The organism is Micromonospora sp. NPDC049044 (genome assembly GCF_040649215.1).
GTDB lineage: Bacteria > Actinomycetota > Actinomycetes > Mycobacteriales > Micromonosporaceae > Micromonospora.
Genome location: NZ_JBEZFA010000006.1, coordinates 26,343 through 46,307, shown reverse-complemented (window position 1 = coordinate 46,307; position 19,965 = coordinate 26,343). Strand labels below are relative to the sequence as shown.

Genomic DNA, 19,965 nt, shown 5'->3' with positions numbered 1-19,965 from the left:
TGCACGCGATGAGCTGCATGATCAGCTTGGGAAAGGCTCAATCAACTCTTCGGACGGACACGATGAATGCTGCGCAGCAGTTGGCGGCCATGCCTGTGGCGGAGGTGGTGGTCGACCGGGCCATCGTTCTCGACTGGTACGACGGGCCCCTGGAGGGCTTCGCGAGACTCGCTGCCGTGGAGGCGGTCTGGCATTTCCGGGTTATTGCCGAGCGCACCGGCGGCGACCTTCCGGATGATCGTCTCTACCAGTTCAGTCAGGTAGTAGCCACCGATGCCCTTGATCGCCTCGACGAGGCTTTGGGAGGGGCCCCCGATGACCCTCTCTGGATACCTGAGTGGGCATTTCCCGACCACGCCGCCCGCCAGCACGCCGACCGCCTGGTAGCGGATCTGATCGACCACGCCGCCGGGCAGCGGGTCATCATCCGTTCCGTTGATCTGCGCTTGGTCGATGCTCTCTGGGTGACGACCGGAAAGATTGCCAACGGGATCCAGTAGGGGAAGTTCCCGCCAGCCGCACCGTCAGATCAGGTCCCAGCTCAGCGGGGTGCCGCGCGGGACGTCGGTGGCGAAGGTGCGCCCCAGCACCCGGTCGATCTCCACGGGTGCCAGCCCGCCGGCCGGTCGGATCGACCGGACATTGTGGCTGGTCACCGGGTCACCGGCGCGCACGTCCTCGACCACGAACAGCGAACGGCGGAACCGCAGCCCTTCCCGCTCCGCCGGGGTCGGGCCGATCGCGGTGCCACCCAACGCCTCGTACGCCCGACCGGACTCGGCGACCAGCGCCGTCAGCTCCGCCGGGTTCAGCGAGAAGTCCGAGTCCACGCCACCGTCGGCCCGGTCCAGGGTGACGTGCTTCTCGATGAAACAGGCACCGAGCGCCACCGAGGCGACCGCCACCCCGATGCCGGGCGTGTGGTCGGAGAGCCCGACCGGCACGTCGAACGCGCCAGCCAGCACCGGCAGCCGACGCAGGTTGCTGTCGGCCGGTGGTGCCGGGTAGGACGCGGTGCAGGCCAGCAGGACGATGCCCGCAGCGCCGCCGGCCCGGGCGGTGCGCACCGCGGCGTCGATCTCGGCGACCGTCGCCATCCCCGTGGAGATCACCATCGGCTTGCCGGTGCTGGCCACGAGCCGGATCAGCGGCAGGTCGACAAGCTCCGAAGAAGCGATCTTGTACGCGGGCGCGTCAAGCGACTCCAGCAACTCCACAGCTGTCGCGTCGAACGGTGACGAGAAGACGGTCAGGCCACGCTCGCGGGCCCGCTCGAAGATCGGTGCGTGCCACTCGTACGGGGTGTGCGCCCGCTCGTAGAGGCGGTACAGGTTCTCCCCACCCCACAACTCGTGCCCGCTGGAGATCCGGAACGCCGGTGTGTCGACGTCGATCGTGATCGTGTCCGGCCGGTACGTCTGGAGCTTCAGCGCGTGCGCCCCGCTCGCGGCCACCGCGTCGACGATGGACAGCGCCCGGTTCAGGTCACCGTTGTGGTTGCCGGACATCTCGGCCACCACGAACGGTCGCTCCCCGGCACCGACCAGGTGTGGTCCGATCTTGATTGTCGCCGTCATTCCGACCTCTGTTCCGGTATGCCCGCACCCGCGTGCGGTGGTGCTGCTGTCGTCGTCCACCCGGCGGGCGGACGACCTGGAAAACACGTGTACCGGGAGTCGAGTCGACTCCCGGCCTGGCCTGCGGTGCTCACGGCAGCCGGCCCCCGGCCAGTGCGTCCCGCCGCTCCGCCGCGATCCCGCTGCCCCGAATCGCCGCGACGTCCGCCCCTCGACCCGGGTCCTCGTCGGCGCTCACCGGACCGACCGCGACGCCGACGGCCCCCCGCGGGGCACCGCGGCGCAGGCGACCCGCGACCCGGTGCGCCTGACGCAGCGCCGAGTACGCCAGCCAGTCACCCCGCCCGACCAGGCGGTGCTTGAGCCCGGTCACCCCGGCGGGCAGCGGATAGCCACCGGCAGGCAGGTACCGGCGGTAGTGCTCGGCGGCCCGGTGGAAGAAGTCCCGCCGCAGGTGCGGGTGCAGCCGGTCGTCGTTGCCCACCACCACCAGGTAGTGGCTGATCATCAGTTGGAACAGTTCGGCCTGCAACCGCTCGTCCGGGTGCCGGCGGGCGACCCAGTCCAACAGGCGCTCGTACTGGGCGAACGCGTCGAAGTGCCGGCCACTGCGGGTGGAGGTGATCGCGCCGTGCCGACCCTGCCGGTAGAGGTAGCAGACCCGGTTCAGCACAGAGATCTTCTCCGCGCCGATCAGCAGCGGATGGCTGAACGGGATGTCCTCGTACCAGCCGGGGAAGAACCGCAGCTCCAACTGGTCCAGGAAGTCCCGGCGGACCACCTTGTTCCAGGCGGTGTGCTGCACCCGCAGCAGTTGCGGCTGGTCGCCCAGGCGGGTCACGCCGGCGATTCCGTGCAGCAGGTGACTGCTCGCGTCGACCTCCCGCCGGCCGTCCTCGTGCACCCGCAGGTGGTCGAGCATCAGCACGTCGGGCTGGTGCTGGCGCAGCCGGTCCAGCACGGCCGGGATCGTGCCCGGCGGCACCCAGTCGTCGCTGTCGATGAACCAGACGTACCGGCCGGTGGCCACGTCGAGCCCGGCGTTGCGGGCCAGGCCCAGACCCACGTTGCTGCTCAGGTGCACGACGCGGACCCGGTCGTGTCCGGCCGCGTACGCGCGGAGCATGTCGCCGCAGCCGTCCGGTGAGGCGTCGTCGACGGCGATCAACTCGACCGCGTCCGACTCGCCGGCCGGAATGTCGGCCCGGATCGATTCGAGGCACTGGTACAGGTACGCCTCGACGCCGTACACGGGCACGACGATGCTCAGCAGCGGTGCGTGCGTCGGCTCATTGACCACGCCGCCACCTTCGACGACCTGGGTGGCCGGCCCCGGAACCGCACGTGGCCGCCGATGGTGGAGTCGCTGAACTCCCGCCCAGCGGAAGGTTAACGCCGACCGGTCGGCGCCGGCCCCGACCCGGGTGCGGCGGGCCGGTAACCGGTGGGACACGTCCGGTTCACCCGGGAGTGACCCGGTAGGGTGCCCCGGGTGCGGCCCTGCCGGGTCGTCGCGGGCGTCGCTGTCGTGCCGTCCACGCCGCGCCGAGGAGGATACGAACGTGCTGGTGACCCTGCCAAGCCTCGGCATCCGCCCATGACGAGCGCCGCCGCGACGTCAACCGCCAGGCCCGTCCCCGCTCCGTCCCGGCTGCCCTCGCTCACCGGGCTGCGGTGGATCGCCGCGCTGCTGGTCTTCGGGTTCCACGCGGGCACCATGCGGATCATCGCCGAGCCGGACTACAAGGCGGTGGTCGACAAGTTGTTCAGCCTCGGCCTGTCCGGGGTGCAGTTCTTCTTCATCCTCAGCGGATTCGTGCTGGTCTGGTCGGCCCGGGCCGGCGACTCCCGGCGTACCTTCTGGCGGCGACGAATTGCCAAGATCTACCCCAACCACCTGGTGCTGTGGGGGGCGACGTTGCTTGTCGCCTGGTGGTTCGCCGACCCGGTGCTGCCGGCCGCCGCGCTGGAGAACCTGCTGTTGTTGCAGGCCTGGGACCCCCGGCCGGGCTGGTTCTACAGCATCAACACGGTGAGCTGGTCGCTCTCCTGCGAGTTCTTCTTCTACCTCTGCCTGCCGCTGGTGCTGCCGCTGCTGCGCCGGGCCCGGCCGAAGCTGCTCTGGGCGCTCGTCGTCGCGATGCCACTGCTGATCCTCGCGCTCTGGCCGGCCCAGCACCTGGTGCCGGAGGTGAGCCGCTGGTGGTTCACCCAGATCTTCCCGCCGGCCCGGTCGCTGGAGTTCTGGTTGGGCGCGGTGGCGGCCGAGTTGATGCGCCGGGGTCTCTGGCGTGGCCCCGGGCTGACCTGGGCCAGCGTCATCTTCGTGGGTGTCTGGGCGGCCGCCGCGCAGTGGATTCCCGCGGAGTTGTGGACCACGTTGCTCGCTGTCGCGTACCTGCTTGTCATCACCGCCGCCGCGGACGCGGACGTGCGGGACCGGCGGTCGCCGTGGCGGTCCCGGCCGCTGGTCTGGCTCGGCGAGGTCTCCTTCGCCTTCTACCTGGTCCACGTGCTGGTGATGACGAGCGTGCTGCGCTTCACCGGCGACTGGGGGACCGGCTTCGCGGGTTGGCGCGGCCCGGCCGTGGTGCTCGGTTTCCTGCTGGTGACCCTGCTCCTCGCCGCGCTGCTGCACCGCTACGTGGAAACCCCGATGATGCGCCGGCTCGCACCGCGCCGTCCGGCCCGATCGGCGTCCATCCCCGGACAACGCACCGCCGCGACGCGGACCAGCGGCACCGCCGCGACCCGGACCAGCGGCACCGTCGCGACGCGGACCAGCGGCACCGCCGCGACGCGGACCAGCGGCACCGCCGCCGAGACCGACGGCGCGGGGACCCGGACCGAGGCCGACGGGCCCGACCAGACCGGCAGCCGATCAACGTACGCGGACACCCGCTGACGCCGTCCGACCTGGTCAACGGGTGCGGCGGCGCGTCGACACGCCCGTGGTCGATGCGCCACTGTCGGCACGACGGTAGCGTGGTGACGTGCTTCCGGTCGCGCTCACCTGTCCGCTGTGGTGGGTGGCGCGCTTGACGACCCGGGTGCTGACCAGCCTCGCCGTCGTCGCGGCCCTGGCGCTCGGCGCCGGTCCGGCCTCGGCCGCCGCGCCAACGTCGCACCCCGGCGTCACGTCGAGCGTGACCGCCGGGTCGCACCCGAGCGCCGCATCGAGCGTGCGCGTCGTGTCGGGTGCGGGTGCCGCCGAGGAGGCCCTCCCGGCCTGGTCGCTCGACGCGCAGCCGACGCTCCCCGAGGGTCTGGGTGCCGCCGCGACCGCCGCGCTGCCGGTGCGCCTGGCCGGGCCCGACCGGCGGTCCCTCGTCGACGCCTCCAGCGGTAGGACACCCCGGGGTCCACCCGGGCGCTGAGCCACCGGGGCAGGCGCCCCGTCGCCGCACCCTGTCGATCCACCAGCTCCGCCTTCCCGCCGATCCGTGGCCCGCCGTGGCCCGCTGGCCGGCGGGGCTCCCCATCGCTCTGTTTCCTCCGCGAGGTGCCGACCATGGAGACCGCCGTCTTCTACCAGTTCGTAACCGAGGTGCCGCAGGCCGCTGCGATCTGGTCGGCCCTGCTCCTGCTCGCGCTGGGCGTGCTGGCCGTGCTTGTCGCCCGGCCCGAACGGGACCGGCCCACCGACGACCCGTCCCCGGCCGCACCGACGGCGCGCGAGGTGGCCGCGGCCGAACTCCTCGACAGACGCCGGTACGCCGAGGAGGTCGCCGTCGCCGCCGCTGGCGCGGCCAGGACGGCCCAGCGGCGACGCGATGCCTGGCTGACCAGTCAGGAAGCTGTGGAACGCGCCTGGACGCGGTACGACGAGGCGGACACGGCCGCCCGCCGCTTCGCGGGTTGCGGGGCGCTACCCACCCCGGACACCCCCCGCACCCCCGCTGAGTACGCCGCCCGGGAGCGCTACCTGCACCGCGCGGCGATGGCGGCGTACTGGCGTGGCGACCTGAGCATGGCCCAGCTCAGCGATGTGTTCGGACACCGGCGGGGCTGGGACCCCCGGCGGCACCCGGTCGAGCAGGAAGCGCTGCTCAGTCGGTCGATCCGGGAGGAGAGACGGGCCGACTACCAGGCCGCCGCCGACGCGGAGCGGGCCCTGTGGCGGGCTGCGGAGTTGGCCGCCGAGTCGGCGCGCAGCCTTGCCGAGGAGGCCGCAGCGGCAGCGGCCCGGCTGCGGCCGAGTCGGGCGCCCGCGCGCCGGCTGGTCCGCGGGGCGGTGCGTCCCGCCGTCGTGGCACGCTGGCGCCCAGCCCGTGTGGGTTGAGCCCGATCCGTTATGTGAGCCCGCTCACGGGATTCCAGAATCGGGCGTCCGGCACGTTCGGCTCGATTGTTCACGGCGTTCTGGCCGCACTCTCGGCGACCTGTCCGGTTGTGGCCCGTAGGCGTCGCCGTAACCGCTTGTCCCATCGAGTCACGTCATCGGCAATACGCGCAGAAATTGCCGTGCAGTTTCGGGTTTACGCAGGTGGGCCTGGCTTGGCACCGTGTGGTTGGGCCAGTAGTGTCGTCCCGTCCGGTGCGGTAATCGATCGCAAGACGCGACGCCGCGCCGACCCGCTCAATCGTGATGAACGAACCGGGGACCCATCAGTAAGTCCGGGGTGAATCCGCGAGCATCGGCCCGCGGTAGGGCGATCTTCCCGCCCGAATCCGTCAGCTAACCCGGTAGGCGGTGTCGGAAGGAGTTCCATTCTCGTGCAGCACCTCCCCACCCCTCGGCTGTTCCCTCGCCTCCACGGCGCAGCGGTGCCCCCGCTCATTCGTCAAGCGACGGTGAGCTGACCCCCGGGTCATCGCCTAACCGCCCGGCCCCGCCGGGCGTCCCCTGAGCGGTTCACCATCCGCGGACCACAGTCCGCGCGCTGGCGCCTGCCCGGATGCCGGTCCGGCCCCCGGTGTGCCGCTCTCCCCCCGACCGTGGAGGACCCCGTGAAGCACACCCTGCAGCGTCAGCTCCGTCGCATCGCGACCGAGCGCCCGTACCAGATCATCGCCGCCTCCGCCGCGGCCCTCGTGATCGCCGGCACCACCGGCACCCTGCTCACCACCGCCGACGACGCGCCGGCCGACCAGCGCACCGCGACCACAGTCGCCGAGCTGCGCAGCGACGTCGCCGCCTCCCGTGGCGAGGTGCGCGACGCCTCCCCGTCGGCCACCGCAGCGCCGACAAGCGCCGCCCCGGCCACCAGCGCCGCCGCGCCCGCCGCCAAGGCCACGAGCAACCCGGACCTCACCCGTAAGCCGACGCCGCCGAAGCCGCCCGCGACCAAGGTGCTCGACTACGAGTACCAGGCGCAGAACACCTACTACAACTGCGGTCCGGCGGCCACCCGTAACGCGCTCAGCGCCGCCGGGATCGACCGTACCCAGGAGGAACTCGGCGCCGAGCTGGGCACCACCGAGATGGGCACCAACTCGGCCGAGGACACCACCCGGGTGCTCAACGCCGAGGTGAAGGGCTCCCCGTACCGGACCCGGATGTTCGCCGGCGCGCCCAGCCCGGCGCAGATGGACCGCCTCCAGGCCGATGTCGTCAAGGCCATCACCGACGGCCGGGGCGTTGTCGCGAACGTCGTCGGCGACGCCACCGACACCGACGGCGGCTGGCACTCCTACGGCGGCGGGCACTACATCGCCGTCGTGGGTTACAAGGACAACGGCCGTACGGTGCGCATCGCCGACTCGGCCAACGCTGCCGACCCGTCGTACTGGATCACCACCATCGACCTGGCCAACTGGATCGCCAGCCGGGGCTACTCCGCCTGACCCGGGCACGCTGGACCGCAGCGGGCGCCGTCCCCCACAAGGGGCCGGCGCCCGCTGCGTCTTCCACGGCGGTCCGCGGTACGCCCCGTCGACGACTCTCGTACCGGGCCGGGAACCGTGGGAGACTGCGGCCGTGGTGGATGAATCGGGTGGTCACGCCGGTCGAGGGCCGGTCCTGCTGCTGTTGCACGGGATGGGCGCGACCGGTGACGTGTGGTTGCCCTGGGCGCCGCATCTGGCCCACCACTGGCCCGGTCGGTGGCTGGCACCGGACCTCGCCGGTCACGGCTGGGCGTCGCCGCTGCCGTCGTACTCCTTCGCCGGCTTCGCCCAGCGGATCGCGCAGGCACTCGCCCCCGACGACCGGCTCGTCGTGCTCGGGCACTCGCTGGGTGGCGTGGTCGGCCTCGCGTTGGCCGCGCGCGACGCCGGGATGCCGGTGGACGCGGTGGTCGGGTTGGGCATCAAGGCGCTCTGGTCACCAGCCGAGCTGGAACATGCCGCTGAGCTGGCCGCCCGCCCGGTGAGCTGGTTCGCCAGCCGTACCGAGGCGGCCCGTCGCTACCTGCGCGTCTCCGGGCTGACCGGTCTGCTCCCGCCGGACCATCCGGTGGTGGACGCCGGCCTTCGTCAGGTCGACGGTCGCTGGCGTCTGGCCATGGACCCGACCGCGTTCGCCGTCGGCGAGCCCGACCTGGCCGCGCTGCTCGCGGCCACCGACGTGCCGGTGGTGCTGGCGCGCGGCGAGCACGACCCGATGGTCACCGACGAACAACTCAAGGAGTACGGCGTACCGGTCGCCACGTTGCCCGGGCTCGGGCACAACGCTCACGTGGAGGACCCAGCGGCCGTGTTGGCGCTGCTCGACCCGTACCGCTGAGCGTCCCGGGGCGGGTGGGCCGACAGTCCGGGTCAGGCCAGAGGGGAGAGCTGCCGGGCGCGCTCGGCGGCGGGGTCCTGTGTTGCCGCCAGTTCCCGGCGGGCGGCGGTCAGGAACGCGTCGGCGTACGCCTCGGCGGGGAAGTCACCCAGGTAGCGTCGGCGGGTGGCCCAGCGCTCCGCGGCCAGCGGATCGGTGTCCAGCAGCGCGGTCAGCATGTCGTCCAGGTTGGACAGATCCCGGCGCAGCACGTAACCCGACGCGGCAAGCGGGAACCGTTCGGCGAACCGGTCACCCTCGTCGCCCATGTCGGTGACCGCGTACGGCTTGCTGGAGTAGAGGTAGTCCGAGATCACCCCGGACACGTCGGAGACCAGCGCGTCCGACCGGTTCACGCACTCGGTCAGGCTCAGCTCGCGGGCCGCGGCACCGACGACGTGCTGGCGGCCGGTGCGGGCCCGATCGGCGACGAGCAGTTCGGTGAGCCGGCCCAACTGGCGGGCCGAGGCCGGGTTCTGTGTCGTGTACGGGTGCGCCCGCAGGATCACCGTCGCGCCGCGCTCCAGCAGCCGACGCAGCAGCCCCTCGGCCACCGGCAGCGAGCAGTAGTCGGCGTCGGCGTGATGCCCGGTCCACGTCGGGGTGTACAACACCGTGGGGTGCGCCATCCCCGGCTCCGGCTCGGACCGTACCTGGATCGACTCGACCTGCGGGCGGCCGACCACCACGAACTTGTCCGCCGGGATCTGCACCCCGGCGCGGGCGTACCTGTCGATCGCGGCCGGGCCGGCCACGAAGATCCGGTCGAAGATCCCGGACACCGGGTTGGCGCTCGGCGCCTTGTCGCTGTCGCCATGGTGCAGCTGGACGTGGGTGAGCTGGGTGAAGCGGATGCAGTGGCTGTTCTTCGCCCCGTGGTTGACGTAGAACGCCACACGCAGGCTCGGCACCAGCGCCTCGTCCATCGCCCGCAGGGTGGGGCAGTAGACCACCGGCGCGTCGGTGGCGGCGGCGATCGGGGCCAGGAACTCCGGTTCGCGCAGCACCACCAGGAACGGCCGGCCGATCCGTTCCAGGTACGGCAGCCACATGGTGACCTGGTATTCCGAGCCGGGCGGCGCGGAGAAGTAGAGCAGGAACTCCGGCTGGTGCCGGCGCAGCGCCCGAGCCACCGGCCCGCCACCGGCGCCCGGCCGGAACCGCCGCCGGGCCAGGTCCAGGGCGACCACCCCGGTGCCCGCGCCGACAAGCAGACTCACTGCCAACGCCACGCCGGCCGGCAGGGTGAGGGCGGCAGCGAGCGCCAGCACGGCGAGCAGCCCGAGCAGGGCGGTGCCGAGCCGGTCGGCGAGCAGCGGCGTCCAGGCGCGGACCGGCAGGTTCGCCGTGCGGACCTCCAGGTTGCCGGCGGTACGCAGAGGCCCCACCAGCAGCACCAACCCCAGGAGGACCAGGGCGGTGGCGACGAGCGTGAGGTTGAACCCGTCGTCAAGACGCCGGGAGTAACCGACAAGGATCGCGGCGGCGATGAGCGTCGTCTCCGCGACCAGGTCGGCGGTGGGTCGGATCCGCTGTTCGGCGGCCGCGGCGGCCAACGCGGCGACGGCCAGCGCCAGCCCCCAGCCGGTGGCGCCGGTGAGTGCCAGCACGACAAAGGCCAGCACGGCCAACCCGGTGCTCAGGCACCGGGCGGCCAGCTTTCGGACCAGGTCGCCGCGCATGTTGCTCCGTTCGTGGTTCCGCCGCCGGTCGGTGTCAGCTCGTCGACGCCGCGCCGGCCGGCGCCGCGACCTGACTGGGCCCGCTCTGGGCCGGCACGCTCGGCGTGGGCCCGTCCCCGGGTGCCCGGCGTACGTCGATGACCTGACCGGTCAGGTCGGAGATCAGCACGTCGAGTGACGACTGGGCGACGGCCTCGGCGGCGAGCAGGGTGTGCTCCGGCTCCTCGCCGAAGGCCCGCGTGCGCATCGGCGTGGCGGTCCGCTCCGGGTTGATGCAGTTGACCCGGACGCCCACGTCGGCCCACTCGTCGGCGAGCGCCTGGGTGAGGTTGACCAGGGCGGCCTTGGTGGCCGAGTAGAGGGCGTAGCGGGCCCGCCCCCGGGTGTAGGAGCTGGACGTGTAGAGCAGGAGCTGGCCCTTGGTCTGTTGCAGGTAGGGCAGCGCCTGGCGGGCGATGGTCACCGGGCCGACGAAGTTGACCTGGAGCACCCGGTCCATGGTCTCCTCGTCCATCTCGGCGAGTTCGCCCCGCTCCAGGATGCCGGCGGTGACCACCACGTGGTCGATCCGGCCGGTGGCCTCGAACGCGGTAGTCAGCGCGGCCTCGACGTCCTCGGCACGCTCGACGTGGGTGCCGGTGCTGGAACGGCTGAACGGGAAGACCTGGGCGCCGTAGCGCCGGGCCAGCTCGGTCAGCTCGTGGCCGATGCCGTAGCTGCCGCCGAACACCACGATGGTGCGGCCGGTCAGCTCCTCGCTGTAGCTGCGGTGGTCGGTCAGCCGGGGCGCCTGGGCCGCGGCGAGCTGGAAGAGCTTGTCGGCCAGGTGCACGTCGACCGGGTGGGTGACCTTGATGTTCTCGTCCGAGCCGTCGATCACCCTGATCGGGGTGCCGGGCAGGTAGCGCAGCACCACGCCGCAGTCGTCGGTGGCGGCGAAGTTCGGGTCGCCCTCGGCGATCCGGTACGCCTCCCGGATGGTGGGGGAGCGGAACGCCTGCGGGGTCTGCCCCCGGCGCAGCCGGGACCGCACCGGGATGTCGGTGATGCAGTCGTTCTCGTCCACCTGGATGATCGTGTCCGCGGACGGGATGGCCACGTCCACGGCGTCGTAGGTCCACAGCGCGTTGACGCACTCCCGCACGATCCGACCGCTGAGCAGTGGGCGTACCGCGTCGTGGAAGAGGATGTTGCAGTCCTGGGGGCCGACCGCGTCAAGCGCGATCCGGGTGGTGGCGTTGCGGGTGTCACCGCCCTCGATCACCTTGGTGACCTTGCGCAGGCCGGCCTTCTCGACGATCTGCCGGGCGTCGTCGACGTGGCCGGTCGCCATCAGCACGATGATCTCGTCGATCTCCGGTGCCGCCTCGAAGACCGCCAGGGTGTGCTCGATGATCGGCTTGCCGGCGATCTTGAGCAGCTGCTTGGGGATGCCGAGGCCCAGCCGGGTCCCGGTGCCGCCGGCCAGGATCACGGCCACCGTCCGCGAGGGCCGCCACGGCGTCGGGTGCTCCGTTGCGGCGTCCGGGCCAGTGGTCTGGTCCTGCGTCATTGCCGGATCCTCACTCTCAGGGATGCGTTAACGGAAGGTTCCGCCCGAGCGGCGACGGAATGAACCTTAACGCGCGGATCGCGCCGCCCCAACGCGGGCGACGCGGTCCATGGCGCCGTGTCGATGCCGGACGTTCGCCGGCGCTCTACTTGCTGTTCGCGTACGCCTCGTAGGCCCGAATGACCTCGTCGGTGGGCCCGTCCATCCGCAGTACGCCCGATTCCAGCCAGATCGTCCGCTCGCAGGTGTCCCGTACCGAGGAGAGCTGGTGGCTGACGAGGAACACAGTGCCCGCGCCCTCGCGCAACTCCCGTACGCGCTGCTCGCTGCGCTTGCGGAAGCCCTTGTCACCGGTGGCGAGCGCCTCGTCGATGAGCAGCACGTCGTGCTTCTTCGCGGCGGCGATGGAGAACCGCAGCCGGGCCGCCATGCCGGACGAGTACGTCCGCATCGGCAGGCTGGCGAAGTCGCCCCGCTCGTTGATCCCGGAGAATTCGATGATCCCGGCGGCCTGGTTGGCCACGTCGTCCGGGTGCATGCCCATCGCCAGGCAACCGAGGGTGACGTTGCGCTCGCCGGAGAGGTCGTTGAGCAGGGCGGCGTTCACGCCCAGCAGCGACGGTTGCCCCTGGGTGTGGATCGCCCCCCGGTTGACCGGCAGCAGGCCGGCGATGGCCCGCAGGATGGTGGACTTGCCGGAGCCGTTGCTGCCGATCAGCCCGATCGCCTCGCCCCGGTACGCGGTGAACGAGACACCCTTGACCGCGTGCACCTCCCGGATGTTCGGCGCGTGGGTGCGCTTGACCAGCCGGCGCAGCGCGGCCACCGGGGTGGTGCCACCGGTGGCACCCTGGTGCACCCGGTAGATGATGTGCGCGTCGTCCACGACCACTGTCGGGATGCGCTCCTGGGTCGACGTCATCGTCGCGGTCGCCTCGATGGGGGCGTCGAACTGCTCAACCACGGCCGTACTCCTGTTCGCCGCGCCAGAAGTAGAGGAAACCGCCGACGCCGGCGACCACTGCCCACCCGCCGCCGACCAGCCAGAGCTGGGCCAGCGACTCGTTGAGCAGTGGTGCTTCCTCCAGCAGCGTGTACCGCGCGAGCTCGATGTAGACGAGCAGCGGGTTGTACTGCACGAGCGTCGTCGCCCAGGCGGGCAGCCGTTCGAAGAGGCTGACGCTGTAGAGGACGCCGGAGCCGTACATCCAGGTGCGCAGGATGAACGGCATGACCTGCTTCAGGTCGCTCGACTTGCTGCCCAACCGGGCCACCGCGAGCACGACACCTGCGTTGAACACCGCCTGTAGGAGCAGGGCCGGCACCAGCAGCAGCCACTCCAGCGTGATCGGCTCGCCGGTGACGAGCACGATGCCGATCAGCACCACCATCGAGGCCAGCAGCTGCTGGAACTGCGTGAGCGTGGTGGACAGCGGCAGGCTGGCCCGGGGGAAGTGCAGCGCCCGGATCAGCCCGAGGTTGCTGCTTATCGACTGGGTGCCGGCCAGGACCGCGCTCTGGGTGAAGTTGAAGATGAACAGCCCGGTGGTGAGGTAGGCGATGTAGTTCGGCATGTCGTTCTGTGCCAGCACCACCCCGAAGATCAGGTAGTAGACCGCCGCGTTGGTGAGCGGGGTGAGCACCTGCCAGAGCTGGCCCAGCTTGGCGTTGCTGTACGAGGCGACCAGCTTGGCGTTGGCGTACGCGGCGATGAAGTGCCGGTAGGCCCATAGTCGGCGGCTGTACTCGACGACGCTGGGGCGCTCACCGGCGACCCGTAGCCCGTGCCGAGCGGCCAGCTGCGCCTGGGTCAGGCCCGTGTCGGGGTCGACCAGCGCGGTGGTGGCCATGGAAATGGCGCTCCGATCTTTCGTGCAGACGGGTGGCTCGCGACGATGGAATCCTAGTGGGAACTGTGCGCGGGGCGCCGCCTCGTCGCTGCGTGGACAGTAGTCCGAAACACGTCGGGACGCAACCGTATCGTCGTTGCGCTACTCTGGGCACCGTGACCTGCGATAAGAGTGATTGTTGACGACCGAGAAGAGGCGTGCCCCGGCCGGAGCGGCGGTGCTGCGCGACGAGATCACCGCGGCGATCCGGCGCGCGCTGACGCAGGAGCTCGCCGCCGTCGGCTACGGCCGGCTCTCCATCGAGGCGGTGGCCCGCCGGGCCGGCGTCAGCAAGACGGCGATCTACCGGCGCTGGAACTCGAAGCTCGACCTGGTGCTGGAGATCGTCGCCGCGGCGGCGCACGGCAAGCTGCCGGCCCTGGACACCGGCACCCTGCGCGGCGACCTCGCCCTGCTGTTCCAGGCGGTGGCGCACGCGCTGCGCCACCCGCTGGCCTCGCAGATCATCCCGGACCTGCTGGCCGAGGCGGCGCGTAACCCCAGCATCGACGCGACCCTGCGGCAGGTGCTGCACGCCCGTCAGCAGGAGATCGGCGGTCGCCTGGTCACCCGCGCGGTGCAGCGCGGCGAGCTACCCGCCGACACCGACCCGGACGCGGCGATCGACCTCATCGTGGGCCCGCTCTACTGGCGGCTGGCCATCGCCCGGCTCCCGCTCACCGACAGCTACCTCGACAACCTGGTCGAGTCCGTGGCCACCGGGCTCGGCGCCGACAGCGCCCTACCGCGTCCCCGGGCCGCCCCGATATCGGGTTGACCAGCGTCCGACACTCCGTCGCCCGCTGCGCCGGTCACCCGGTCCGACTCCGCTACGCTGCCCCCTGAAACCCGGTCGGCAGCGTGCCGAAACCCCTCATCCGCCTGACGAGTAAGGACGACCGTGGCCAACGTCGACAGCATCGCCGTAGCGCCCGCCGACCCGGACCCGGCACGGCCCGCACCGGCATCCCGTCCCGGCGGCCGGCCCGCGGCGATGTCCCGGGTGCGCGCGCTGGTGGCCGTCGCCCCGGCGGTGCTCACCGACGGTGCCGTGCTCGCGTTCGCGCTCTTCACGGTGATCTACCACCTGGCTTTCCTGGGTGACCTGCGTCCGTCGGTGACCTTCAAGATCTGGCTGGTGGCCTGCGTGGTGCTCGCGGCCGTGGTCCTGCTGCGCGCCCGCCGCCGGTTCGTCGACGTCGCGGCCCGCACCGAGCGGGCGGTGCCGGTCGACCCGGCACCGGCCGAGCCGGACGGCCCACGGCCCGCCGTCGACCGCCGGTTGCTGATCGGGGTGCTGGTCGCCGCCACGGTGGCCGCCGTCTCCGCCGCCGTCACCGCCGGTGAGCGGATCACCGTGTGGTGGTGGATTCCGGCGGTGACCGGCCTGCTCGCCGCGATCGGCGGGATGGTGCTGGTGCGCAAGGTCTGGCTGCGCGGCCCGGTGTCCAGCACCGTCGCCCCGGCACCCACCGCGGCCCAGTCGGCGTACGCGCTGATCGTCTCGGTGCTTGTCGGCATCTCCTCGTTCTTCATGGCCCGTAACACCCCGGACGACGTCTACTACGTCGGCAAGTCGGTCTGGATCGCCGATCGGGACCTGATCCCGATCAACGACTTCCTGTTCTCCGAGAACGTGCTGCCGGCCATGGGTTCGCAGCCGCCGATCCCGTCGATCGAGGCCTTCGACGGCGCCTTCGCCAACGTCGTCGGCATCCACGCCAGCTCGGCCCTCTGGTACGTGCTGCTGCCGATCATGGCGGTGATCGCGGCGCTGGCGCTCTGGCGGCTGACACACCGGTGGGCTCCGCGCCGTCCGGTGCTCGCCTTCGCCGTGGCGCTCGCGTACCTGTACCTCGTCGCCGGTGGGGACGCCGCACTCGGCACGTTCCACCTCCTGCGGCTGCACGAGGGCAAGGGCATGTTCGTCTCGGCGGTCATCCCGCTGATGTGGCTCTATCTCACCGAATGGTTCGACACCAGGTCGCGGCGCAGCCTGTTGCTCATCGTCGCGCTCTCGATCACCGCAATCGGTCTCACCAACACCGCGGCGATCATCCTGCCGATGCTCGTCGCCGCCGCCGGCTTCGCCATGCTGCTCGTCGGCCGCGGCAAGGACGCCGTCATCGCGGCCGTCGCCGCCCTCGCGTACCCGATCGGCTCGCTTGTGGTCTCCCGCCTGCTGCTCGGCGGGATGACAGCGGCCGGCGCGGACGACGCCTTCTTCGACGCGGCGTACACCTACCGGCGGACCCTGCTGTTCGGGGTGGTGGGGGTGATCAGTGGACTGGCGCTGTGGTGTGGCCCACTGCTCGCCCGTCGGCGGACGCCCGCGCTGCTCACCGCCGGTGCCACGCTGGCGTTGAGCGTGATGTTCGTGCCCGGCGTGCTTGAGGTGATGAGCGCGTTGAGTGGGATCTCGGTGGTGCTCTGGCGCGTACCGTGGCTGCTCGCCCTGCCGACGCTCATCGGTCTGCTCAGCACCGTGCGCGTGCCGACGCCGAAACCGTCGCGCTACCGTGCGGCGGCCGGTGGGATCGCGGTGCTGCTTGTCGCCTCGTTCGCGCTGTTCGCCACCCCGATGTGGTCGGCGAAGAGCTGGGTCGAGGTGCACGAGCGCCCCACCTGGAAGCTTCCGCAGCAGCGTCAGGCGATCTCTTTCTGGATCAAGGACCTGGACCGCCCGCAGGGCATGCTGCTCGCACCGAAGACGATCATGCGGACGTTGCCGGTCGTCACCAGCGAGGTCCGGGTCGTCCTGCCCCGGGACTTCTACCTCGTCGAGTACGACCTCACCTCCCAGTTCGCCAAGGACCGGCTGTTGCTCGCCGATTTCGCCGACGGCACGACCAGCCCGTCGCCGGCCGAGCTGACGCCGGCACTGGACCGCCTGAACGTCGGCACCATCTGCGTCTACAACGGCAACCACTACGCCCGCGACACCGCGCCGCAGCTCGGCTACCAGGAGTTCGCCACCCGCAAGGCGCCCGGCGCGATGACCTGCTTCGGACGGGTCGGCTGACCGCTCGCCCAGCGCCGCGCGGCGGTGCCTGGTGCGCCGGGCCCGCGACTTTGACCGAAATAGTGCGGGATACCCGAGCGACACCGAGCTGTCCCTTCGCGTTAAGGTCGCAGTCGTGCGCAGCCGGCTGCGGTTGACCCGCTGCGCTACGGGGGAGTGACGTCGGCCCATCACGGGCGCCGCCCGCAACGAAATCTCGTAGGGAGCGAACTCGTTTGTTCGGCACGTTGACAGGACGCCTCGGAGTGGCCGCCCACAGTGCGCTACTGGTTCTGGCCTACCTGGTCATGCTCGTCGGTGGTGTGTTCGGCTGGATCGGCCTGTTCGCCATCGCCGGGCTGGCCGCCATCATCGGCGAGTTCGCCGTCGCCCGCTGGTCACCCCCGTCACAGCTGCTGCTGGAGAAGGTGGGCCTGCACTGGTCGTACCGACAGCTGACCCGGGACCTCGCCGCCGTGTTGCTCGTCGTCGCCGAGGTGCGGCTCAGCGGCGGTGAACTGACCCTGCTGCTGGCGCTGCCGGCCGCGGTGTGGGTCGTGTCGGTCTTCGCCGGGGCACTCTCCATCATGATCGAGCGCCGTAATCCGCTCTCCGCCATGGTGCGCAACATCGAACTGGGTGAGCTGCGCTCCGCACCCCAGCTGCCGGGCTGGGTGGCGGCGGTGGCCGGGGACCGGATGCCCCTGCTCAACCTGCTGCTGGTGCCGGCCGCCGTGGCCGCGGCGGTGCAGCACGACGCGACGCCGTTCTTCGCCGCCGCCGCGGTGGCGGTCGTGGCGACCGGCGTGGTGGGCGCCATCACCGCGCTCACCTGGCTGCGCGGCCGGGGCCGGAGCACGGGCGAGGGCCCGCTGCTGCCCGCCGTGCAGCGTTGGCTGGACAGTTACCGGCCCGAGGTGGCGCTCTACTTCGCCGGGCCGGCCAAGGACGTCTACCAGGCCAACATGTGGCTCGCCCCGACCGAGGCGCTCCAGCAGCGCGCGGTGGTGCTGCTGCGCAGCCGGGACGCGTTCCTGGAGTTGGCCGACACCCGGCTGCCGGTGATCTGCGTACCGGCCGGGGTCGACTTCATGAACCTCGACCTGCGCGGCATCCGCGCGGCGCTCTACGCCGCGAACGTCGGCGCGAACATCCACATGCTGCGTGAGCCGGGCACCAAGCACGTCTTCGTGGGGCACGGCGACAGCGACAAGCAGGCAAGCGTCAACCCGTACAGCAAGGTGTACGACGAGGTCTGGGTCGCCGGCCTGGCCGGCCGGGAACGCTACGCCCGCGCCGGTGTGGGGGTCCTCGACTCGGACATCGTCGAGATCGGCCGCCCGCAGCTCGCCGGGGTGCACACCTTCGGCGCCGAGTCGGTGGACCGGCCGTTCACAGTGCTCTACGCCCCCACCTGGGAGGGTTGGCTCGACGACGACCCCTACCACACCTCGCTGGTGCTGATGGGCGAGCGGATCGTCAAGGGGCTGCTCGCCACGACGCCCCGGCTGCGGCTGGTCTACAAGCCGCATCCGCTCACCGGGTCGCGCTCCCGAGCGGCCAGGGCGGTCCACGACCGGATCGTGGCGGCCATCCGGGCCGCCGGTGGTGACCCCAACGCGTCCTCCCTGGACGGCACCGCTCACCTGGTGGTCACCGGCCGTACGCCGGCGCTGTTCGACTGCTTCAACCAGACCGATCTGCTGATCAGCGACGTGTCCAGTGTGGTCTCCGACTTCGTGCAGAGCCAGCGGCCGTACGTGGTGGCCAACCCGTCCGGCCTGTCGGAGGACGACTTCCGCCGGGAGTACCCGACGGCGCGGGCCGCGTACCTGCTCTCCAAGGACTGCGGCGAGCTGGAGAAGATCGTGGCACTGACCCGGGCCGGCGACGACCCGATGACCGAGGCCCGGCGGGAGCTGAAGACCTACCTGCTCGGTCCGGCCGAGGCGAACCCGATGGACCGGTTCCAGGAGGAGATCACCCGCCTCTGCCGCTGAGCGGCAGGTACCGCCCCGCGCGCCCGGCCCGACACCGATCGGGCCGGGCGCGACCGGTTCAGCCCAGCAGGTCGGCCACCGCGTCGGCGGCCGGAGTGTCCGCCGGCAACGGCTGCGCCGCGACGACCGCCGCGACCGGCAGCGGGCCGTACAGGTGCGGAAAGAGCTGCCCGCCGCGCGACGGCTCCCACCGCAGCGCGTCACCCAGCCCCTCCTCGGCCACGCTGAGCAGGGTCAGTCCGGTCGCCCCGGCGAAGTGTCGGCGGGCCGTCTCGACCACCTGGTCGGCGCCGGACAGGTGGATGAAGCCGTCCTGCCGGTCCACGGCGGAGCCGGGGAACGCACCTGCGACGAGGGCGTCGTCCCACTCCGTGCTCGACAGCAGTTTGTAGATCATCACGGCAGCCTACGGGTGCGCCCGCCGCTTTTCGCCGGTACCGCCGCGCCCGCCACCCCGGGCCGGGCATGCTCAGGTCAACGGCCGCGGAGGGATGGGCGATGCAGAGCTACGACGACGACTGGACCGACAGCCAGCGCGCGCTGTACGACGAGTGCTACCGGGCTGGCGGCGAGTGGGCCGAAGATCCGGACACGCCGTCCGATGACGTACAGCACGTGATCAACCTGGCCGAGGCGGACGACGACGCCTTCACCGACGCCGAGATCGACTACCCGCCCCTCGTCGACGCGGTCACGCAGGCCAGCGGGGTCACCGTGACCAGTGTGCCGGCCAGCCACGAGGACCCGGGCTTCCGCGGCTTCACCGACGGCGTCCGGGACGCCACCGCCGACGACGTGTTCGGCCTGTAGCCGGATCCGACGCAACACGCGACTTCCCGCCGGGCGCGCGCTTCTGCCACCATTCGCAGAACAGCGCTGCGACGGACGGGGGCACGGGTGCGGATCCTGCTGGTGGAGGACGACCGCCGGGTGGCCGCCGCGCTCTCCTCAGCCCTCACCCGCCGGGGCTACGAGGTCGAGCACGCCTCCACCGTCGCCGCCGCGCTCTCCGCCGCCCCGTGCGACCTGGTGCTGCTCGACCTGACCCTGCCCGACGGGGACGGCACCGACCTGTGCCGGGAGCTGCGCCGGCGCAGCAGTCAGCTCGGCATCATCGCGGTGACCGCGCGAGGTGAGGAACGCGACCGGGTGCTGGGCCTGCGGCTCGGCGCGGACGACTACGTCGTCAAGCCCTTCTCGATGGTGGAGTTGCAGGCCCGGATCGAGGCGGTGCTGCGCCGGGCCGCGAACGCCGCACCGGAGCGGCACGTCATCCAGGTCGGCTCGGTGCACATCGACGTGGCCGCGCGGACGGTGACAGTGGACGCCCGTGCCGTCGCGTTGACCCGCAAGGAGTTCGACGTGCTGCTCTCGCTGGCCCGCCAACCCGGGGTGGCGGTGCCCCGCGACCGGATCCTGCTCGACGCCTGGGGCACCACCTGGGCCGACCGGCACACCGTCGAGGTGCACGTCGGGTCCCTGCGCGGCAAACTCGGCGACGCCCGCCTGGTGGAGACCGTCCGCGGCGTCGGCTACCGGCTGCGCGACGCGTGAGGGG

The 19,965-nt window shown here is 71.6% G+C and carries 18 protein-coding genes and 1 riboswitch; of the genes, 11 read left to right on the top strand and 7 right to left on the bottom strand.

The window, feature by feature from the left end; genetic code table 11:
• Window positions 1–17 precede the first annotated feature (17 nt).
• Window positions 18–500: a hypothetical protein gene (locus tag AB0B85_RS06480; protein WP_357404238.1), complete on the top strand. Its 483-nt coding sequence runs from the start codon at window positions 18–20 to the stop codon at window positions 498–500.
• A 24-nt stretch (window positions 501–524) separates the two neighbouring features.
• Here AB0B85_RS06480 and pseI read toward each other — a convergent pair whose 3' ends face one another.
• Together pseI and AB0B85_RS06470 are read right to left on the bottom strand one after the other, a co-directional pair.
• Window positions 525–1,577, bottom strand: a complete 1,053-nt coding sequence (gene pseI / locus AB0B85_RS06475; RefSeq protein ID WP_357404236.1) for a pseudaminic acid synthase — start codon at window positions 1,575–1,577, stop codon at window positions 525–527.
• A 130-nt stretch (window positions 1,578–1,707) separates the two neighbouring features.
• On the bottom strand, window positions 1,708–2,877 hold the full coding sequence (locus AB0B85_RS06470) for a glycosyltransferase (protein WP_357404234.1): 1,170 nt from the start codon (window positions 2,875–2,877) through the stop codon (window positions 1,708–1,710).
• Window positions 2,878–3,174: 297 nt separating this feature from the next.
• On the opposite strand from AB0B85_RS06470, the gene AB0B85_RS06465 reads away from it, so the two are divergent.
• The 5 genes from AB0B85_RS06465 (at window position 3,175) to AB0B85_RS06445 (ending at window position 8,244) form a co-directional block, all read left to right on the top strand.
• On the top strand, window positions 3,175–4,482 hold the full coding sequence (locus AB0B85_RS06465; protein WP_357404233.1) for an acyltransferase: 1,308 nt from the start codon (window positions 3,175–3,177) through the stop codon (window positions 4,480–4,482).
• Window positions 4,483–4,570: 88 nt separating this feature from the next.
• Entirely contained in the window at window positions 4,571–4,954 is a 384-nt protein-coding gene (locus AB0B85_RS06460) for a hypothetical protein (RefSeq protein ID WP_357404231.1), read from the top strand.
• A 134-nt stretch (window positions 4,955–5,088) separates the two neighbouring features.
• Window positions 5,089–5,859, top strand: coding sequence for a hypothetical protein (locus AB0B85_RS06455; RefSeq protein WP_357404229.1), 771 nt, complete (start codon window positions 5,089–5,091; stop codon window positions 5,857–5,859).
• Window positions 5,860–6,143: 284 nt separating this feature from the next.
• A riboswitch (cyclic di-AMP (ydaO/yuaA leader) is annotated at window positions 6,144–6,285 on the top strand.
• Window positions 6,286–6,515: 230 nt separating this feature from the next.
• Entirely contained in the window at window positions 6,516–7,364 is an 849-nt protein-coding gene (locus AB0B85_RS06450; protein WP_357404227.1) for a C39 family peptidase, read from the top strand.
• 133 nt (window positions 7,365–7,497) lie between these two features.
• On the top strand, window positions 7,498–8,244 hold the full coding sequence (locus AB0B85_RS06445) for an alpha/beta fold hydrolase (RefSeq protein ID WP_357404225.1): 747 nt from the start codon (window positions 7,498–7,500) through the stop codon (window positions 8,242–8,244).
• 32 nt (window positions 8,245–8,276) lie between these two features.
• Here AB0B85_RS06445 and AB0B85_RS06440 read toward each other — a convergent pair whose 3' ends face one another.
• The 4 genes from AB0B85_RS06440 to AB0B85_RS06425 form a co-directional block, all read right to left on the bottom strand.
• Complete coding sequence (locus tag AB0B85_RS06440; protein WP_357404223.1) at window positions 8,277–9,965, bottom strand: CDP-glycerol glycerophosphotransferase family protein; 1,689 nt, start codon at window positions 9,963–9,965, stop codon at window positions 8,277–8,279.
• A 34-nt stretch (window positions 9,966–9,999) separates the two neighbouring features.
• On the bottom strand, window positions 10,000–11,517 hold the full coding sequence (locus AB0B85_RS06435; protein WP_357404221.1) for a bifunctional cytidylyltransferase/SDR family oxidoreductase: 1,518 nt from the start codon (window positions 11,515–11,517) through the stop codon (window positions 10,000–10,002).
• Between the two features lie 145 nt (window positions 11,518–11,662).
• Window positions 11,663–12,439: an ABC transporter ATP-binding protein gene (locus tag AB0B85_RS06430; protein WP_357404526.1), complete on the bottom strand. Its 777-nt coding sequence runs from the start codon at window positions 12,437–12,439 to the stop codon at window positions 11,663–11,665.
• Between the two features lie 34 nt (window positions 12,440–12,473).
• Window positions 12,474–13,367 carry an ABC transporter permease gene (locus tag AB0B85_RS06425; RefSeq protein ID WP_357404219.1) on the bottom strand — a complete coding sequence of 298 codons (894 nt, stop codon included), beginning with the start codon at window positions 13,365–13,367 and terminating at the stop codon, window positions 12,474–12,476.
• Between the two features lie 178 nt (window positions 13,368–13,545).
• On the opposite strand from AB0B85_RS06425, the gene AB0B85_RS06420 reads away from it, so the two are divergent.
• From AB0B85_RS06420 to AB0B85_RS06410, 3 genes are all read left to right on the top strand, one after another.
• Entirely contained in the window at window positions 13,546–14,184 is a 639-nt protein-coding gene (locus tag AB0B85_RS06420) for a TetR/AcrR family transcriptional regulator (RefSeq protein ID WP_357404217.1), read from the top strand.
• A gap of 123 nt (window positions 14,185–14,307) precedes the next feature.
• A complete protein-coding gene (locus AB0B85_RS06415; RefSeq protein WP_357404215.1) occupies window positions 14,308–16,428 on the top strand; it encodes a DUF6077 domain-containing protein in 2,121 nt (706 codons plus the stop codon).
• A gap of 215 nt (window positions 16,429–16,643) precedes the next feature.
• Entirely contained in the window at window positions 16,644–18,407 is a 1,764-nt protein-coding gene (locus AB0B85_RS06410; protein ID WP_357404213.1) for a CDP-glycerol glycerophosphotransferase family protein, read from the top strand.
• Between the two features lie 58 nt (window positions 18,408–18,465).
• On the opposite strand, the gene AB0B85_RS06405 is transcribed toward AB0B85_RS06410, so the two are convergent.
• A complete protein-coding gene (locus AB0B85_RS06405; RefSeq protein WP_357404211.1) occupies window positions 18,466–18,804 on the bottom strand; it encodes a DUF952 domain-containing protein in 339 nt (112 codons plus the stop codon).
• Between the two features lie 101 nt (window positions 18,805–18,905).
• Between AB0B85_RS06405 and AB0B85_RS06400 the strand changes: the two genes are divergently transcribed.
• Window positions 18,906–19,217 (top strand): hypothetical protein, encoded by a 312-nt coding sequence (locus tag AB0B85_RS06400; RefSeq protein ID WP_357404209.1) that lies wholly within the window; start codon window positions 18,906–18,908, stop codon window positions 19,215–19,217.
• A gap of 87 nt (window positions 19,218–19,304) precedes the next feature.
• Window positions 19,305–19,961, top strand: a complete 657-nt coding sequence (locus AB0B85_RS06395; protein ID WP_357404207.1) for a response regulator transcription factor — start codon at window positions 19,305–19,307, stop codon at window positions 19,959–19,961.
• Window positions 19,962–19,965 lie beyond the last annotated feature (4 nt).

Excerpts from the sequence above, each read along its gene's own strand:
- AB0B85_RS06480 (WP_357404238.1), top strand. The coding sequence starts at position 18 with ATGATCAGCTTGGGAAAGGCTCAATCAACTCTTCGGACGGACACGATG.
- pseI (WP_357404236.1), bottom strand. The coding sequence starts at position 1,577 with ATGACGGCGACAATCAAGATCGGACCACACCTGGTCGGTGCCGGGGAG.
- AB0B85_RS06465 (WP_357404233.1), top strand. The coding sequence starts at position 3,175 with ATGACGAGCGCCGCCGCGACGTCAACCGCCAGGCCCGTCCCCGCTCCG.
- AB0B85_RS06455 (WP_357404229.1), top strand. The coding sequence starts at position 5,089 with ATGGAGACCGCCGTCTTCTACCAGTTCGTAACCGAGGTGCCGCAGGCC.
- AB0B85_RS06440 (WP_357404223.1), bottom strand. The coding sequence starts at position 9,965 with ATGCGCGGCGACCTGGTCCGAAAGCTGGCCGCCCGGTGCCTGAGCACC.
- AB0B85_RS06435 (WP_357404221.1), bottom strand. The coding sequence starts at position 11,517 with ATGACGCAGGACCAGACCACTGGCCCGGACGCCGCAACGGAGCACCCG.
- AB0B85_RS06430 (WP_357404526.1), bottom strand. The coding sequence starts at position 12,439 with ATGACGTCGACCCAGGAGCGCATCCCGACAGTGGTCGTGGACGACGCG.
- AB0B85_RS06425 (WP_357404219.1), bottom strand. The coding sequence starts at position 13,367 with ATGGCCACCACCGCGCTGGTCGACCCCGACACGGGCCTGACCCAGGCG.
- AB0B85_RS06405 (WP_357404211.1), bottom strand. The coding sequence starts at position 18,804 with ATGATCTACAAACTGCTGTCGAGCACGGAGTGGGACGACGCCCTCGTC.
- AB0B85_RS06400 (WP_357404209.1), top strand. The coding sequence starts at position 18,906 with ATGCAGAGCTACGACGACGACTGGACCGACAGCCAGCGCGCGCTGTAC.